The 16,939-nt window shown below is 68.7% G+C and carries 15 protein-coding genes; 10 read left to right on the top strand and 5 right to left on the bottom strand.

Annotated features, from left to right (window positions below):
* Positions 1-217: 217 nt before the first annotated feature.
* From VNO22_14830 to VNO22_14820, 3 genes are all read left to right on the top strand, one after another.
* Positions 218-1,768: a 2-isopropylmalate synthase gene (locus VNO22_14830; GenBank protein HXG62642.1), complete on the top strand. Its 1,551-nt coding sequence runs from the start codon at positions 218-220 to the stop codon at positions 1,766-1,768.
* 214 nt (positions 1,769-1,982) lie between these two features.
* Complete coding sequence (locus tag VNO22_14825; GenBank protein ID HXG62641.1) at positions 1,983-3,953, top strand: DNA topoisomerase VI subunit B; 1,971 nt, start codon at positions 1,983-1,985, stop codon at positions 3,951-3,953.
* A complete protein-coding gene (locus VNO22_14820; protein HXG62640.1) occupies positions 3,931-5,022 on the top strand; it encodes a DNA topoisomerase IV subunit A in 1,092 nt (363 codons plus the stop codon). Before VNO22_14825 ends, VNO22_14820 begins: the two co-directional genes overlap by 23 nt.
* A gap of 44 nt (positions 5,023-5,066) precedes the next feature.
* Here the strand turns inward: VNO22_14820 and VNO22_14815 are convergent, their stop codons facing one another.
* Together VNO22_14815 and VNO22_14810 are read right to left on the bottom strand one after the other, a co-directional pair.
* Positions 5,067-5,330 carry a hypothetical protein gene (locus tag VNO22_14815; protein ID HXG62639.1) on the bottom strand — a complete coding sequence of 88 codons (264 nt, stop codon included), beginning with the start codon at positions 5,328-5,330 and terminating at the stop codon, positions 5,067-5,069.
* Between the two features lie 13 nt (positions 5,331-5,343).
* Positions 5,344-7,455 (bottom strand): hypothetical protein, encoded by a 2,112-nt coding sequence (locus VNO22_14810; protein ID HXG62638.1) that lies wholly within the window; start codon positions 7,453-7,455, stop codon positions 5,344-5,346.
* Between the two features lie 111 nt (positions 7,456-7,566).
* Here VNO22_14810 and VNO22_14805 point away from each other — a divergent pair, with 111 nt between their 5' ends.
* The gene (locus VNO22_14805; protein HXG62637.1) at positions 7,567-8,580 is read left to right on the top strand and encodes an RluA family pseudouridine synthase; all 1,014 of its coding nucleotides are present in this window, start codon (positions 7,567-7,569) and stop codon (positions 8,578-8,580) included.
* A gap of 15 nt (positions 8,581-8,595) precedes the next feature.
* Here VNO22_14805 and VNO22_14800 read toward each other — a convergent pair whose 3' ends face one another.
* Positions 8,596-10,896 (bottom strand): HEAT repeat domain-containing protein, encoded by a 2,301-nt coding sequence (locus VNO22_14800; protein ID HXG62636.1) that lies wholly within the window; start codon positions 10,894-10,896, stop codon positions 8,596-8,598.
* A 247-nt stretch (positions 10,897-11,143) separates the two neighbouring features.
* Here VNO22_14800 and rpsB point away from each other — a divergent pair, with 247 nt between their 5' ends.
* The 4 genes from rpsB to frr are packed head-to-tail and all read left to right on the top strand — an operon-like array spanning position 11,144 to position 13,998.
* Entirely contained in the window at positions 11,144-12,046 is a 903-nt protein-coding gene (rpsB, locus tag VNO22_14795) for a 30S ribosomal protein S2 (GenBank protein ID HXG62635.1), read from the top strand.
* 4 nt (positions 12,047-12,050) lie between these two features.
* Entirely contained in the window at positions 12,051-12,647 is a 597-nt protein-coding gene (tsf, locus tag VNO22_14790) for an elongation factor Ts (protein ID HXG62634.1), read from the top strand.
* Positions 12,648-12,655: 8 nt separating this feature from the next.
* Positions 12,656-13,432, top strand: coding sequence for a UMP kinase (pyrH, locus tag VNO22_14785; GenBank protein HXG62633.1), 777 nt, complete (start codon positions 12,656-12,658; stop codon positions 13,430-13,432).
* A gap of 5 nt (positions 13,433-13,437) precedes the next feature.
* Positions 13,438-13,998, top strand: coding sequence for a ribosome recycling factor (frr, locus tag VNO22_14780; protein HXG62632.1), 561 nt, complete (start codon positions 13,438-13,440; stop codon positions 13,996-13,998).
* A 10-nt stretch (positions 13,999-14,008) separates the two neighbouring features.
* Here the strand turns inward: frr and VNO22_14775 are convergent, their stop codons facing one another.
* A complete protein-coding gene (locus VNO22_14775) occupies positions 14,009-14,608 on the bottom strand; it encodes a hypothetical protein (protein ID HXG62631.1) in 600 nt (199 codons plus the stop codon).
* A gap of 284 nt (positions 14,609-14,892) precedes the next feature.
* On the opposite strand from VNO22_14775, the gene glnA reads away from it, so the two are divergent.
* Positions 14,893-16,284, top strand: a complete 1,392-nt coding sequence (gene glnA, locus VNO22_14770; GenBank protein ID HXG62630.1) for a type I glutamate--ammonia ligase — start codon at positions 14,893-14,895, stop codon at positions 16,282-16,284.
* A gap of 55 nt (positions 16,285-16,339) precedes the next feature.
* Here glnA and VNO22_14765 read toward each other — a convergent pair whose 3' ends face one another.
* Entirely contained in the window at positions 16,340-16,573 is a 234-nt protein-coding gene (locus VNO22_14765; GenBank protein HXG62629.1) for a hypothetical protein, read from the bottom strand.
* A gap of 234 nt (positions 16,574-16,807) precedes the next feature.
* On the opposite strand from VNO22_14765, the gene VNO22_14760 reads away from it, so the two are divergent.
* On the top strand, positions 16,808-16,939 hold a 132-nt coding region (locus VNO22_14760), incomplete at its 3' end, for an Hsp70 family protein (GenBank protein HXG62628.1).

Raw genomic sequence — 16,939 nt, 5'->3', positions numbered from 1 at the left:
GGCGCGTCCGCGCCGGCGCCTTCCGCCGCGCCGCCCGCCGGCCGCGCGTAACGAACGACGAGAGAAACCGATGGTTTGGAGACACGGCCGGGACCTTCCGCAGGCGCTTTCCCTCCCCCTTACCGGGGGGAGCCGCTAGGGGTTTCCCCGGCGGTTCCCCGAAACGCGGCCGGTTTCTTCCCTTCGTTCGATTTCTCCCAAGCGTAGGGGCGTAGATATGCGGCGGATCCTCGTTTTCGACACCACGCTGCGCGACGGCGAGCAGTCCCCCGGCTTTTCCATGAACGTCTCCGAGAAGGCGACGCTCGCCGAGCAGCTCGCCCAGCTCGGAGTGGATATCGTCGAGGCCGGCTTTCCGGCGGCTTCGAACGCCGACTTCGAGGCGGTGAAGGAAGTGGCCCGCGTCGTCGGGGCCCGCGCGACCGTGGCGGGCCTCTGCCGGGCCAAGATGCAGGACATCGATCGCGCGGCCGAGGCCCTCAAGGGCGCTCCGCGGCCCCGCATCCATACCTTCATCGCCACCAGCGACATCCACCTCCAGCACAAGCTCCGGATGACCCGCGAGGCGGTCCTCGAAGCGGCGGTGGCGGCCGTGCGGCACGCCCGCAAGCACACCGACGACGTCGAGTTCTCCGCCGAGGACGCCACCCGGAGCGACCGCGATTACCTGTGCCGGGTCGTCGAGGCGGTGATCAAGGCGGGCGCCCGGACGGTGAATCTCCCGGACACCGTGGGCCATACCGTTCCCTGGGAGTACGGGGATCTCATCCGGGAGATCCTCCGGCGCGTGCCCGGAGCGTCGGACGTCGTGCTTTCGGTCCACTGCCACGACGATCTGGGCCTGGCGGTGGCCAACTCGCTCGAGGCCGTGCGCGCCGGCGCCGGACAGGTGGAATGCACCATCAACGGCATCGGCGAGCGCGCCGGCAACGCCGCCCTCGAAGAGATCGTCATGGCCCTCAAGCACCGGCCCGAGCACTTCAACGCCGACACGGGCGTGCGCACCGAGGAGATCATTCCCACAAGCTCGCTGCTCGTCGAGATCACCGGCGTCCCCGTCCAGCCCAACAAGGCGGTCGTGGGATCCAACGCCTTCGCTCATGAGTCGGGCATCCATCAGCACGGCGTCCTGGCCAAGCAGGAAACCTACGAGATCCTCAAGCCCGAATCGGTCGGCGCGTCCGGATCCAAGCTGCTGCTCGGCAAGCATTCGGGCCGCCACGCCTTCCGCCGCAAGCTCGTGGAGCTCGGCGTGGACCTCGAGGAGGCGGAGTTCGAGAAAGCCTTCGAGCGTTTCAAGGATCTGGCCGACCGCGTCAAGCGGGTGACCGACGAGGATCTCCTGGCCCTGGTGGGCGAGGCGGGGGAGCCGTCCGCCTCGGGTCCGTTCATTCTCGAGCACCTCCAGTTCACCAGCGGCACGGACATCGTCTCCCACGCCACGGTGACGATGAAGGTTCGGAACGAGACCGTCATGCGGTCGGCCTGGGCCTACGGGCCCGTGGAAGCCGCCTGCAAGGCGATCGACCAGGCCTGCGGGATGACGGGAAAGCTGCTCGACTACTCCGTGCGCGCGACGACGGCGGGCAAGGACGCCGTGGGCGAGGTGCGCGTCACCGTGGAGCACGAGGGCCGCCGGGCCGACGGCCGCGCCTCCAGCGTCAACGTCGTGGAGGCCAGCGCCCGGGCCTACGCCCAGGCGCTCAACCGCCTGGCGCGCTCCCCGGCGACGCGCCCGGCCGCCAAGGCCCCGTCCGCGCAGGGATGACCCTTCGGCGCCTGCGTGACCCATCCGGTCTCACGGGCCGGTTTTCATCGGTCGTCCCGGGCGTCCGGACCTAGGCAAGCGGGTCGGGGCATGGTATACTTTTCGCGGACGAGAGGGGCCCGCCTCGACGCCGACGGCCGACCGCCCGGACGGGGGCTCGCCCGTGAAGCGCAAACGACCTGCAGGGAATCCATCCGCGAAGAAGGGGGAAACGATGGGCGCCGCGATGCCCAAGAGCAAGGCCCGCCCTGGGCTCCAGGAGGTCCGCGAAGCCGCCCCGGTTCGGGTGACGGCCGAGGACCTGGCCAAGAAGCAGCGGGAAATCTCCGTCTCGGAATTCTTCGCCAAGAATCGGCACCTTCTGGGGTTCGACAGCCCCCGGAAGGCGCTCCTGACGGCCGTCAAGGAGGCCGTGGATAACTCCCTCGACGCCTGCGAAGAAGCCCGCATCCTTCCCGAGATCGAGGTCAAAATCGAAGTGGCCGCCAACGGGGGAACGGTTCCCAAGGCGGCCGAAACCGCTTCTGCGGCGCCCGCGGGAAACGGCGCCGCTCCGGAGGGCGGGCGGCCCTCGGTCTACCAGGCGGACCGCTTCGTCGTCACCGTCACGGACAACGGCCCCGGAATCGTCCCCGACCAGATCGCGCGGATTTTCGCCAAGCTTCTCTACGGATCCAAGTTTCACCGGCTCCGGATGAGCCGCGGCCAGCAGGGCATCGGCATCTCCGCCGCCGGGCTTTACGGGCAGCTCACCACGGGCAAGCCCGTCAGGGTCATCTCCCGCACGGGGGAGAAGAAGCCCGCGCGGTACGTGGAAATCCAGATCGACACCGCCAAAAACGAGCCGCGCGTCCTGGCCAACCGGGAGATCGCATGGGACCGGCCGCACGGGACGAGCGTGTCGATCGAGCTCGAAGGCCGCTACCAGAAGGGGCGCACGTCGGTCGACGAGTTCCTGGAGCAGACCTCGATCGCCAACCCGCACGCGCGGATCGTGTACGTCAACCCCGAGGGGCAGAAGACGGTCTTCGAGCGGATGGTGAACGAACTTCCCGCCGCCCCGCGGGAGATCAAGCCGCACCCGTACGGCATCGAGCTCGGGGTCCTGCTCAAGATGCTTCAGGACACCAAGAGCCACTGGCTTTCCGGGTTCCTGACGAGCGACTTCTCGCGCGTGTCGCCGAAGGTGGCGCAGGAGATCTGCGGGAAGGCGGGGCTGGACCCGCAGATGCGGCCGCGGAACGTCGTGGGAGAGGCGGCGGAGCGCCTCTACCGGGCCATCCAGCAGACCCCGCTGATGAACCCGCCCACGGACTGCCTTTCGCCGATCGGGGAAAAGGCGATCCTGGCCGGGCTTTACAAGCAGATCAAGGGGGATTTCTACACGGCCGTCACGCGAAAGCCGGCGGTCTATCGCGGCAATCCCTTCGTGATCGAGGTGGGGCTGGCGTACGGGACCGGTTCCGGGGCGATGGCCCGGAGCGCCGTCGAGGCTGAGGAAGCCCTGCCGATGGCGGAGGGGGAGGCGTCCGAGAAGGACGGCGAGGTGCCGCTGGCGCGGCTCATGCGGTTCGCCAACCGGGTGCCTCTGCTCTACCAGCCCGGGGCGTGCGCGATCACGAAGGCCGTGATCGACACCTCGTGGCGCAACTACGGGATTCCGCAGTCGCGCGGGGCGCTGCCCCAGGGGCCGCTCGTCATCTTCGTCCACATGGCCAGCGTCTGGGTCCCTTTCACGAGCGAATCGAAGGAAGCGGTGGCCGACTACGACGAGATCCGCAAGGAGATCCGTCTGGCCCTCAACGAAGCGGGGCGGCGGCTGGCCGCCTTCGTGCGGCGCCGGGAACGCGCCCAGCTGGAGTACAAGCGGCGCAACATCTTCGCCGCGTACATCGAGGAAGTGGCCGAGGCGTGCCGGCGCCTCAAGAAAGGCAAACTCGACGGGGAACGGCTCAAGAAGCAGCTTCAGTCGATCGCCCATTCGCTGACCGGCGGCGAGAAGACCGACGAACTCGTCGGCCGCCGGAAGGACGAAGAGGAGGCCGTGCCCCGCGAGTCCACGATCATCGTGACGGCCGAGGGGGCCCAGGGGGCCGTTCCGGAGCTCCCGCCCGCCGCCGCGCCGGCGGCCGGGGGTCCCGCTCCCAAGAAGGAGAAGAAGGATGGCCAAGGCAGCAAGCGTTGAGGACAAGCTCGTCGGCCTGGCGGACCTCGTCGTCGAGGCGGCCCGCCGGAAGCAGGACCCCAAGATCGAGATCCCCGTCCGCGCCCTCTCCAACGTCTCCTTCAACGAGAAGAAGGGGATCATCGAGATGGGCAGGGGGAGGCAGGCCCGCACTTTCTTCAACCTGGGCATGGCCAAGAAGTTCATGCAGACGATGCTCGTGGCCGACGCCCTGGCGGAGCTTCAGCGGCAGGAGCTGACGACCTCGCTGCGGGAAATCTACTACCGGACCAAGCACACGCTGAAGGACTCCGCGGAGAACACCTTCGATTCCCAGGACGAGAGCGATCCGATCATCGAGGATCTCGAAGTGACGCTCGACGCGCTCCGCGAGGAGCTGCATGTGCGGGCCGAGAACGCGGGGACGGTGGTGGGGCCGCTGGTCCTGGTGGACGCCGGGGACACGGTGGACTGCGCGCGTCTGGGGAAGGGGGGCTATTCGGTCCCCTCGATCGTCGAGCCGGAGGAGATCCGGATCAAGAAGTGCACGGCGGACTTCGTGCTCCTGGTCGAGAAGGGCACGCAGTGGAACCGGCTGGCCGAGGACAAGTTCTGGCGCCGGCACAACTGCATCCTTCTGACCGGGAACGGCCAGCCGCCGCGCGGCGTGCGCCGCCTGGCCCGGCGGCTCCACGACGAGCACCGCCTGCCCGTCTACGTCCTCGTGGACAACGATCCCTGGGGATACTACATCTACTCCGTCGTCAAGCAGGGTTCGATCAACCTGGCCTTCGAAAGCCAGCGGATGGCCATCCCGGAGGCGAAGTTCATCGGCCTTTCGAGCTTCGATCCGGAGAAGCATAAGCTGCCCCGGAACGTGGGCATCAAGCTCAACGACAAGGACGTCGCACGCGCCCGGGAGCTTCTGGGATATCCGTGGTTCCAGAAGAAGCACTGGCAGAAGGAAATCAAGCACATGCTCGCCAGCGGCCTCAAGTACGAGCTCGACGCGCTGGCGAACAAGGATTTCCGCTACCTCACCACGGACTACCTGCCGCGGAAGCTCAAGGAGAAGGACTGGCTGGATTAGCGCGGCGGCGCCTCGCGAAAAACGGGGAGATTCGGCGCGATTCGTTAACCGCCGTCCGCGCCGCCCCCGGCGCCCGCTTCCCGCAGCGCCTTGCGCGGCCGGTCCTTGCCGTCGAGCGCCGCCAGATCCTCCGGGGCGAGCCGGCGGTCCGGGTCGTTCTTGGCCCGCAGTTCCCGCACCCGCTCGTCCTCCACGGGAAACGCGATCCGCTCCCCGCAGGACAGGCAGAAGAACCTCGGGTAAAAGAAAGCCACTTCCTCTTCGGTCAGAGGATGGCGACGGCCGCACTTCGCGCAGGTGAGCATCATAGAGTCGTTCGGCTCAGTTTCCCTTCGTGGTCCGCAGGGCCTTTTCGTACTCCGGCGTGCCCGGCCGGAGCGTTTCGACCTTCCCGTTTTTCCGCAGCGCGTTGATCGAACCGTCGGGATGGTTGCGGGGCTCGTCGCAGAAAATCACGTCCCCGTCCTCCAGGAGATTGACGTCTTTCGCCGGGCCCCGGAAGGAGGGCGCTCCCGAAAACGGGCACCGCGGTTCCTCCTGGAGCTCCTCGGCCTCCCGGAGCTGCTTGAGGAGCGCGCGGCCGGTCCCGTCCGGGTATTTCCCGTGCTCCGCGTGGTAGCTGGCCAGGGCGAAGGAGACGGCCGAGCACTGCGCCTGACATTCCGACAGCCGCGTGTTTTCCCGCGCCCGCATCGCGGCCGGGACCGCCACCGCCGCCGCGGCTCCCGCGTAGACGGCCGCCATGAGGGTCACCCCGGCGGCCGAATGAACGTCCACCCGCAGCCCGCCGGGCTCGACCGCGGCCAGGGCCGTCATCCGCCCCAGGTGCCGGCCGAGCACGTCGCCCCGCGGAAGTTTCAGAAGCTCCAGGCCCGACCCCCGGAAGAGCGCGTCCCGGAAGACGAACAGAAGCGGCACGAGCGTGTTGTATCCCGCCCGGAAGGCCTGCTCGAGGTCGACGTACGCGATCATCGAGGCCCCGCGGGCGTCCCCCTCGGCCGGCGCGCCCGACAGCCGCGGTTCCGAGGCGCGCCGCAGGTGGCGCTTGAGGGCGTTGGCTCCGCCGAAACCCAGCGGCAGGGAGGCCCCCCCGCTGGTGTAGAGCTTGTCGCCGTCCCGCAGGAAATACACCGTCGAGAGGAACGCGCGCGCCTCGTCGGGCAGATCGGGCGGCCGCGGGAACCGGAGGTATCGGATCGACGTTCCTTCGAAGGAGACCTCGCCCAGCTCGGCCGACAGGTTCCGCAGAGCCGCCTGCAGGCACTTTTCGAAGCGCTCCGCGTCGCGGATCTCGAAGCAGGTGACCGCCTCCGGGATCAGGCCGTGGGGCGGAAAGGCGGCGTAGGCCCACACGCGCGGGCCGAACGCGGCGAAGAGGTCGTTCTTGAGGGAAATCCCCGCCTGCCGCTCGAACTCGTCGATGGCGTCGGCGGCCCGGGCCGCCTCGGCCTCGTCGGCGCTCTTGAGGACTTCGAGGAACGTGTCGTAAAGCTCCGCGGCGTCCACCGAGAAGGAGACGAACGAGAGCGCCCCGGCGGGGGCGGCCTCGACCCCGGGCGCGGGACCCTTGAGGGAAAGGAATTTCGCCAGGCCGCGGCGCTCGGGGCCGGCGGCGAGGAAAAGCCGCTCGAGGGCGCGGTCCGGGCCCAGCGTCAGGCCGCCGCACGCGTACGTGAAACCGTGCAGGCCCAGGGCCCGGAGCGTCTTGCGCTCCCCTTCGCCCAGATGCTCCTCCGCCTGCCGGACGAGGCCCGCCAGATCGATGTAGAAAAACGCCTCCCGCGCGGCCGCCCGGCGGCGGGCTTCCTGGAATCGGGCGGCCCGGGCCAGGGACTGCGGCGCGCGCCGCGCGAGGATCTCCTCCATCGTGGCCCGCGCGGTGGCCGCCAGGAGCGTGTCCCCCGCGACCGCCAGGTGCACCTCCAGGCCGGGTCCGAACTCCCCCCGCGTGACCTCCACGTCCCCGGCTTTCCAGGTTTCGGCGGGCCTGCCGGCGGCGCGTTCGTAGAGCCGCCGCAGATAGCCGGCGATCTTGAGCGCGGCCTCCCGGCGCCCGGGGCAGTCGATCGAAAGGACCGCGTCCGGCCCGGGCGGATCCCCGCGGGTCAGGCCCCGGACCGCGAGCGCCGCCTGCCCCGACGGAAGCTTCACAATCTCCTCGAGCGAAAGGCCGGTTTCCTTCTCGATGTCCTTGCGGGCGCCCTCGAGCCCCTTCTGGAGGGCCTCCACCGCCCCCCGGCCGAACGCCCGGATCTCTTCGTCGTCCAGAAACGCCTGGAGGCGGCTCTTGCGGAAGGCCTCCCGGAAATCGGCCACGGAAGGGGTCTCGAAGAAGAAGAGCGTCTCCTCGGGAAGGACCTCCTCAAGGCGGAACCCCGCGCGGGAGGCGGCGCCCAGCGCCAGGAGGGGCACAAGGAGCGCGAACCGTCTCATGGTCGGGGTCCTCGAAGGGATGAGGGGCTATTATAGAGGTCCCCGGGCCCGAATCAACAAAAGGAAAGGACGCCCGTTGACTCCCCGGGTCGGGCTGCTAATCTGTCCCGCGTGGCCAAGCCGGTCAAAGTCGATTTCGATCGGACGGTGGAGCACGAATTCGTCATCCACAAGGAGTCCGTGCTCCAGCGCCTGGACGTCTACGTCCACAAGCGGCTGCCCGAGTATTCCCGCACGCTCGTTCAGAAGCTCATCAAGGACGGCCGGATCACGGTCAACGGCCGGCCCTCCAAGCCGAGCTACGAGATCAACCTGGGCGACCGGATCGTCTGCCGGATGCCGCGCCTCCTCCAGCCCCACGTGGTGCCCGCCGCGATTCCGCTCGACATCGTCTACGAGGACGAGCACCTCATCGCCATCAACAAGCCGCCTCAGTTCGTCGTCCACCCGGCCGCCGGACATTGGGACGACACGCTCGTCAACGCGCTGCTTCATCACTGCGGCGTGCTTCCCGAAACCGACGAGGTCTACAAGCCCGGCATCGTCCATCGGATCGACAAGGACACCAGCGGCATCATCATCGCCGCCAAGACGCTCCGGGCCCACGGAGAACTCACCCGCCAGTTCCAGGAGCGCACGGTCGAGAAAAGCTACCGGGCGATCGTCGAAGGCGAGGTTCCCTTCGACGAGGACGTGATCGACAAGGACATCGGCCGTCACAAGCGCGACTTCGAGCGCATGGCGGTGGTCCGCAAGGGCGAAGGCAAGGCCGCCACGAGTTTCTACCGGGTCCTGGAGCGGTTCCGGGGTTTCACCTTCGTCGAAGTCGCCCCGCGCACGGGGCGGACCCACCAGATCCGGGTCCACATGGCTTCGATCGGGCACCCCTGCGTGGCCGACTCGACGTACGGGAAGCGCGACGCGCTGTTCCTGCGGGACCTGGGGGCGGAATCGGATCCGCTGGTCGACGATCCGAAGGAGCCGCTTCTGATGCGGCAGGCGCTTCACGCGTACAGCATCGCCTTCACCCATCCGGCGACCGGCCGGATCGTGGAGTTCACGGCTCCTCTGGCGGCGGACATGGAGCGGACGCTGCGGCTCCTGCGGAAGTATCGGGCCGTCTGACGTCCGGCGCGGGATTCACCGCCGCAGCGCCAGTTCCATGCGACGGCGCGCCCAGGCGCATTCCTCGCGCGCCGCGGCCGCTTCGAGCTCCGGGCGCCGGGACGGGCGCAGGGCCAGAAGCGTCCCCACGGCGGCGATCCGGACGTCCGGATCCTCGTCGTCGAGACGCGCCGCGACGGCGTCGGCGGCGTCCGCCAGACCCAGCCGCCCGCAGGCGGCGATCGCGGCGTGACGCACGGACGGCTCCGGATCTCCGACCAGCGCGGGGAGGATGTCCGCGCTCCGTCCGAGCTCTTCCGCCAGGGCCACCGCCGCGCGGCGGCGCCGCCGGTCCGGATCGGCGCGCAGCTTTTCCAGGGCGGCGGCCAGCTCCGCCGTTCCGGCGCCCGGGAATGTCCGCCGCGCCTCGCGCAGGGCCAGAAGCACGGTCTCCTGCATCGAGACGTCGCGGAGGAGCAGGCCCGCCAGCTCGGCCGGCGCTTCCGGGCCGGCCCACGCGGCCAGCGTCCGGACCGCGCGTTCCGGATGCGGCGCGCGGCCGGACAGGAGCAGGGCCCGGAGGGGAGCGGCGCACCGGGCGTCTCCGTGCTCCAGGACGAGCCGGAAGATCAGCGCGAGCGTCTCGTCCTCGGCCCGGTCCAGGGAAGCCGCGAGGCGCGCGACCGTCTCCGGACGGGGCCGCGCGGCGAGATCCCGGCCCAGGTAATGCGCCGCGGCGCGGCGCAGGCGGCCGTCGGGGTGGGCCAGAAGGTCCGCGGCCAGGTCCGTCCACCCGGGCTCGCGCCGGTCCGCCAGGGCGTTGAGCGCCAGGCGGCGCAGCGCGGGATCTTCGTCCGCCAGGAGCTGCCGCGCCAGCGCGAGGGGCGCTTCCCCCGGTCGTTCCAGGAGCGTCTCGGCGGCGTCGTGGCGCAGCGTGAACTCGCGGCCGGCCAGGAACGTCTCCAGGGACGGCAGATGTTCGCTCCAGCCCATGCGGACGAGGGCGCGCACGGCTTCAAAGCGGACCGCGTCGGCCGGGTCGCGCGCGAAGGCTTCCAGCGCGGGCCGCGCGCCCGGCGTGTCGGAGCGCCGAAGGATCTGTCCCACGGCCCAGAAGCGCACGGATTCCTCGGGGTCGGCGCTCAGCGGGTGAAGGGCCGCCGGACCTTCGATCCGGGCCCGAAGCTCGTACGCGCGGCGCCGGCGCTCGGGGTCGGGGTCGGCGGCCATGGCGACGAGGCGCGGGAGGGTCCATTCCGGCCGGCGCGCCAGGAGACTCATGGCCTGTTCGCGGGTTTCGCCGGCATCCCTGCGGAAAACGTCGAAAGCCCATTCGAGGGCCGCCTCGCCCTCGAGCTTTCCGAGCGCCGCCAGGGCGGACTGGCGGACGGCGGCGGAGGGATCCTCGAGGCGCCGGCGGAGGGCCGGGGCGAGGGATCGCTCCTCGAAGGCCAGGACGGTCTGGATCGCCTCTTCGCGCACGGCGGGCTCGTCGTGTTCCAGCAGGGCGGCCAGCGTGGCGGCGTCGAGGCGCCCGCGCAGGGAGCGCAGGGTGGACAGCGCTTCGGAGGCCACGTTCGGGTCGGGGTCGGCCAGGAGGGGGACGATTTCGGGGAAGGAGCCCAGGGGGACGCGGTCGCGCAGCCAGGCGAGGGCCGCCCGGCGGACGGAAGCGGGGCCGGTGCGCAGCCAGGCCCGGAGCATGGTTTCGGAGACGGGGAGAGGAAGGCCCGCCTGGAGCGCCAAGTGGACGAGGCGCACGCGGCCGGCCGGTCCGGCCTGCCGGAACGTCGCCTGGAGCGTGTCCGGCGGGATGCGCGAGGCGGCGGCGGTGAGCAGCTCCAGGAACCGTCCGGCGCGGAGGCCCTCCTCGGCGGCGTAGGCGGCCAGGATCGGCTCGATCCATTCGTACGAGCGGTTTTCCTGAAGGGTTTCGGCCGCGGCCAGAGCGACTTCGGGGTCCGGGTCGCGGGTCAAGTTCTCCAGGAGGTCGGAGGTTTCTTCGAAGCAGCGGGTCAAGGAACGCACGAGGCGGATTTTGGCGGGAGTTCCGGAGCCCTCGAGGGTTTCGAGGGCGTCCGGGTGTTCGTCGAGGAGGCGGTAGGGAAGGCGGCGCCGGAGGCGGGCGCGGCGGAGGAGTTCGGCGGCGCGGGCGCGGACTTCGGGATCGGGGTGAGCGCGGGCGGCCTCCTGGAGGGCGGGCCAGGCGGCGCGCCCCCGGCGGGCGAAACCTTCGGCGGCGGCTTCTCGGACGGCGGGGGACTCGGCGCCCAGGTCGTCGATCCGGGGCGGTTCCTGCGCCGGGAGGAGCGCGGCGGCGGCGAGGACGGCGAACAAGCGTCCTTCCTTTCCCTCTCCCGCAGGCTCCGACGGTATTGTATTTCATAATCCATGCAGCGTCAACGACCTTCGGGGCCGCGGGGCGAAAGGGACGCTTTCTTCCGAGGCGGCTCTCGAATAAACTGTTGACAGCGCGAAGCGGTTTCGGCTAGATTCCGACCTCGCGTCGCCGCCCGGGAGCCCGGCACGCTCCGGGGCGGGTTCCGAACCGCCGTACTTCCGCCGGCTGCTTTTGGAGGAAGGAATGCCGCCGTCGCTTGTGATTTCCGCTCGGGAACTTCTGGCCTCGGGGGCCCACTATGGTCACCGCGTGAGCCGGTGGAACCCTAAGATGGCTCCCTACATCCACGCCCGCAAGAGCCTCATCCACATCATCGACGTCCGCCAGACGGTCAAGGGGCTGGTCAAGGCGTGGCACTTCCTCAAGAACCTGGCGGCCCGCGGAGAACTGATCCTCTTCGTCGGCACCAAGCGGCAGGCGGGCGCCGTCATCCGCGCCGAAGCCCAGCGCTGCGGGATGCCGTACGTGGCGGAGCGCTGGCTCGGCGGGACGCTCACCAACTACGAGACGATCCGCAAGCGCCTCGAGCGCCTGCGCGAAATCGAGCAGTGGGAGCAGGACGGAACGATCAACCGGTACTCCAAGAAGGAGCAGGCGGCGATCCAGCGGGAGAAGCGCAAGCTCCTGAGGAACCTGGACGGCCTGCGGACGATGGACCGCCTGCCGGCGTGTCTCGTGCTGGTGGACCCCTGTCACGAGGAGATCGCCGTCGCCGAGGCCCATAAGATCGGCGCGGCGACCGTGGCCCTGATCGACACGGACGGAGACCCCGAGGAGATCGACGTCCCGATCCCGTGCAACGACGACTCGATGAAGGTCGTGCAGATCATCATCAGCCGCCTGGCGGACGCGGTGCTGGAGGGGAAGGCCCATCCGGTGGGCGTGCCCAAGGCGGAGGAAATCCAGAAGGCCGGCGCCGTCAGCATTTCGATGCCCGAGAAGCCGGGCGCCATCACGGTGGGGAAGGGCGGCCGGCCGCGCCGGGCCACGACCCCCAGCCGCGCGGGCGGGCCCTCCAAGCCGCCCCCGCCGTCGGCCCCTCCGTCCCAATCCCCTCCGCCCGCCGCGGCGACCGCAGGAGCCTAGCGCGATGACGATCGACGCCAAACAGGTCAACGAACTCCGGCAGGAAACCAGCGCCGGAATCATGGAGTGCAAGCGCGCCCTCCAGGAAGCCGGCGGCGACAAGGCGCGCGCCAAGGAGCTTCTCAAGAAGTGGGGCCTGGACCGCGGCGCCAAGCTCGCCGAAAAGCAGACCAAGGAGGGGCGGATCGGCGTCTACCTCCACACCACCGGCAAGGTGGGCGCGATGGTCGAGTTGACGTGCGAGACCGACTTCGTCGCCAAGAACGAGGAGTTCCAGGATCTCCTCCGGGAACTGGCCATCGCGGTGGCCGCCTTCGATCCCCTGGCGGTCTCGAAGGAGGATCTGCCCAAGGAACTCGTCGAGGAGGAGAAGAAAAAGTACGAGGCGGACATCAAGGGGAAGCCCCCGGAGATCGCCGCCAAGATCCTCGAAGGAAAGCTCGAGAAGAACCTGTATTCCCAGAAGTGCCTCCTGCACATGCCGTTCCCGAAGGAGGAGAAGTTCAAGGGGACGTACGGGGATTTCCTCAAGTCCAAGATCGGGGTTCTCAAGGAGAACATCGTTTTGCGCCGGTTCGTCCGGATGGAAGTGGGCAAGTAGGCGACCCCATGGCCACGCCCCGGTACAAGCGCGTCCTGCTGAAGATCAGCGGGGAGGCGTTCTGCAAGGAAGGGGCGCACGGCATCGACATCGACGAAGTTCAATCCATCGCCCGCCAGATCAAGGAAGCCGCTTCCGCCGGCACCGAGATCGCCGTCGTCGTGGGCGGGGGCAACATCGTGCGCGGCGGCGAGATTTCCCGCCACGGCGTCTCCCAGGCCACCGGCGATTACATGGGGATGCTCGCCACGGTCATCAACGCGCTGGCGCTTCAGGACGTGCTCGAGCACATGGCCGTCCCCACGCGCGTGCTGACGGCCATCGGCGTGCATTCCGTGGCGGAGCCCTGGATCCGCCGGCGGGCCATGCGGCACATGGAAAAGGGACGCGCCGTCATCCTGGCCGCCGGCACCGGAAATCCCCATTTCACGACCGACACCGCCGCCGCCCTGCGCGCCACGGAACTCGGGTGCGACGTGCTTCTGAAGGCGTCCAAGGTGGACGGGGTCTACACCGACGACCCTCACAAGAACCCCAAGGCCCGCAAGATCGAGCGCCTGACGTACCTCGACGTCCTCAACCGGCGCCTCGGCGTCATGGACGTCACGGCCATCTCGATGTGCATGGAGCACGGACTGCCCATCATCGTTTTCAATCTCCGGCGGGACGGGAACATCGTCCGCGCCGTGCGGGGAGAGGCGATCGGGACGCTGATCGCCGACGAGGAGACCGTCGCGGGCGCCCCCGCCCCCGAGCGGGCGCTCCGGAAAGCCCACAAGAGGTAGCCGCCATGCCCTACGACGACATCGTCCTGGAAGCCGAGGACCGCATGGAAAAGGCGGTCGCCGTTCTGGCGGACGAGCTCAAGGCCGTCCGCACGGGCCGGGCCTCCGCGGGTCTCGTGGAAGGCATCAAGGTGGACTACTACGGCACGCCCACGCCGCTGAAGTCCCTGGCCTCGATCACCGTGCCGGAACCCCGCATGATCATGGTCAAGCCCTTCGACCCCGGGGCGGTCGACGCCATCGTCAAGGCGATCCAGAAGTCCGAAGTGGGACTCACTCCTCAGACCGACGGCAAGCTCGTCCGCCTGGCGGTTCCGCCGCTGTCGGAAGAACGCCGCCGTCAGATGTCCAAGATGGTCAAGGAGCTCGGGGAAAAAGCCAAGGTGGCGCTGCGCAACATCCGCCGCGACGCCAACGCCCAGGTCGAGTCCGAGGAAAAGGCGCGGCAGATGTCCGAGGACGACGCCAAGCGGACCAAGGACGAGATCGACCGGCTCATCAAGGATTACGAGGCCAAGGTCCAGGATCACGTGGACCGCAAGACCAAGGAAGTGATGGAAGTCTGATCCTCCCGGGTCAGGGCGATCCCCCCTCGGTCCTCTCGAACGCCAGGTGCCGGAACCCCTCGTAGCCCTCGATTCCCTGGGCGCTTTGGGGGACGTTTTCGATCGGCGCCACGAAAGGGCCGGGAATGTGCTCGTACGCCAGGCCCACGTTCCGGAACCCTTCGCGCTCGATGATGCGGTTGAGGGCGTATCGCGGATGGGCCGGGTCCGCCGATCGCCCGTCCGGCGTGTCCTGATAGGCGCCTCCCTCCGTCTCCCGGCCGCCGACGTAGCGTGCCCAGAGCCAGAAGCCCGCCCCGTCCAGGACCTCCATCCGCCAGGTTTCGCCCAGTTCGCGCGACAGCGCCTGCGCCAGCGCCTCGTCCGTGTAGCCCCAGCGCTCGCGCGCCTCGTTCGAGTAGTAGCGGAATTCGAACACCCCCGTCCAGCGGCCCAGGCGCGGCGAGATCCAATAAAGACGCGTGCGGTCCTCGCGGATCTGTTTCATGCGGCGGGGATGCCGCTCGGGGGTCATGACCGAGCGCGCGAAGCCCAGTCCCGCGAGGTGACGCGCGATCCCCGCCGCCACCGCTTCCGGGTCCGCGTCCACGTACAGGTGTCCGAAGCCCACGGTCTATACATAGACGATCCGGGCGCGCGAGGGAAGCGCCCGGACGCGGGTTTCATTTGCCTTGACTGAAGAACCGGCCGACCTATAATACCGCCCCCAGTAAGGCAACGGCGCCTTGCGGGGATTCGAGGACGAGTCCCGGCATGGCGCCGTTTTTTTGTGTGGGGTTGGGTTTCGTTGGCCACGAGGGGATTGCCATGGCGAAGAAAAACGCGGTAACGGCCGCTCCGAAAAAGAGCGCCGGGCCGGGGCTGGCGGCCAAGGTCGCGGCCCTGAACGAGCTGATGGACAAGAAGGGGATCCGCATCATCGACCTGCGGTTCGTGGATCTCCTGGGCACCTGGCAGCATTTCTCGATCACGCGGCACGAGTTCAACGAGGGCCTCTTCAACGACGGTATCGGCTTCGACGGCTCGTCGATCCGCGGCTTCCAGACGATCGACGAGAGCGACATGCTGCTCTTCCCGGACATCGATTCGGCGACGGTGGACCCCATCCTCCAGGTCCCCACGCTTTCCCTCGTCTGCGACGTCCGCGATCCGATCTCGGGAGAGGAATACACGCGCGATCCGCGCTACATCGCCCGCAAGGCCGAGGCGTACCTGCGCAAGACCGGCATCGGCGACACCTGCTACTTCGGCCCCGAGCAGGAGTTCTTCATCTTCGACAGCATCCGGTTCGATCAGGGCCAGAACTACGGTTTCTACTACATCGATTCGGACGCCGGAATCTGGAACAGCGGGCGTGAGAACAACGGCGCGCCGAACCTCGGCTTCCGGCCCCGCAACAAGGAAGGGTACTTCCCCGTCCCGCCGACCGACCACCTCCAGGACATCCGTTCCACCATCATCAACAAGATGGAAGAGGCGGGCATCCGCGTCGAGATCCATCACGCCGAGGTGGCCACCGCCGGCCAGTGCGAGATCGACATGAAGTTCACGACGCTGACGAAGATGGCCGACCAGTGCCTCTGGTACCGGTACATCGTCCGCAACGTGGCCCGCCAGTTCGGCAAGACCGCCACCTTCATGCCCAAGCCCCTCTACGGCGACAACGGTTCGGGCATGCACGTCCACAGCTCGATCTGGAAGAACGGCCAGACCCTCTTCTACGACAAGAACGGGTACGCCGGAATCTCCGAGACGCTCAAGCACTACATCGGCGGCCTCCTCAAGCACGCGCCGGCCCTCCTGGCCATCGTTTCGCCCACGACCAACAGCTACCGGCGCCTGGTCCCGGGCTACGAGGCCCCGGTGAACCTGGCCTACTCGCGCCGCAACCGGTCGGCGGTCTGCCGCATTCCGATGTACTCCGACAGCCCCGCCGCCAAGCGGGTCGAGTTCCGGGCCCCGGACCCGATGTCCAACCCGTACCTCACCTTCGCCGCCATCCTCATGGCGGGCCTCGACGGCATCCAGAACAAGATCGATCCGGGCGAGCCGCTGGACGTCAACATCTACGAGCTCGCGCCCGAGGAGGCCAAGAAGGTCAAGCAGGTCCCCGGGTCCCTCCAGGAGGCCATCGCCGCCCTGGAAGAGGACCACGAGTTCCTCCTCAAGGGCGACGTCTTCACGCAGGACGTGATCGATACCTGGATCGCGCTCAAGAAGAAGGAAATCGACGCGATCCGCCTGCGGCCGCATCCCTACGAGTTCTTCCTCTACTACGACCCGTAGTCCGGGACGCGCGCATCGCACCCCTCCTCCCCGCCGGGGAGGAGGGGTTTTTCTTTCACGGACCGCGGCCGCGCAGCTTCTGCTGCTCGTTGAGAAGACGCAGGAGCTGCTCCTCCGTCAGCAGGCCCATCGAAAGCAGGATCAGGCCGAGCTGCCGCGGCATCCGCCCTTCGGTGGCTTCCCGCGCCTGCAGCGAAAGCGCTTCTTTGAGCTGGGCGGGCGTCACCAGCCGCGCCCGAAGCGCCAGACTTCCCAGTCGGATGTCGCGGTCTTCAGCCGGGTCCGGCATCTCGCTCGGTGTTTCCATAAAGTTCACGGTGCGCACGCCGAATCGCCGGCGGAATTCCCGCCCCGCCCTTCGCGCTTCGGTCCTCGTGACCTTAGTATACCGCGACGGCCTTCCGGATGGGGGCGCCGTCCCGACCGTAACTTCGCCCGTCCCCCGCGGCTCCTTCGGGGGGAGAGACGGACCCCGGAGAGGTTCCGCCCGGAGGTCCGTCCTCCCCGCCCCTTGGGAGGCAACATGGGCAAGATCGTCGGGATCGACCTGGGGACGACCAACTCGGTGGTGGCGGTGGTGGAGGGCAACGAAGTCAAGGTCATTCCCAATAAGCACGGGTCTCACCTGACTCCGTCGGTGGTGGCCTTTACCGAG

The sequence above is a fragment of the Planctomycetota bacterium genome, assembly GCA_035574235.1.
Taxonomy (GTDB): Bacteria; Planctomycetota; MHYJ01; order MHYJ01; family JACPRB01; genus DATLZA01.
This window is presented reverse-complemented; position numbering and strand designations above follow the sequence as displayed.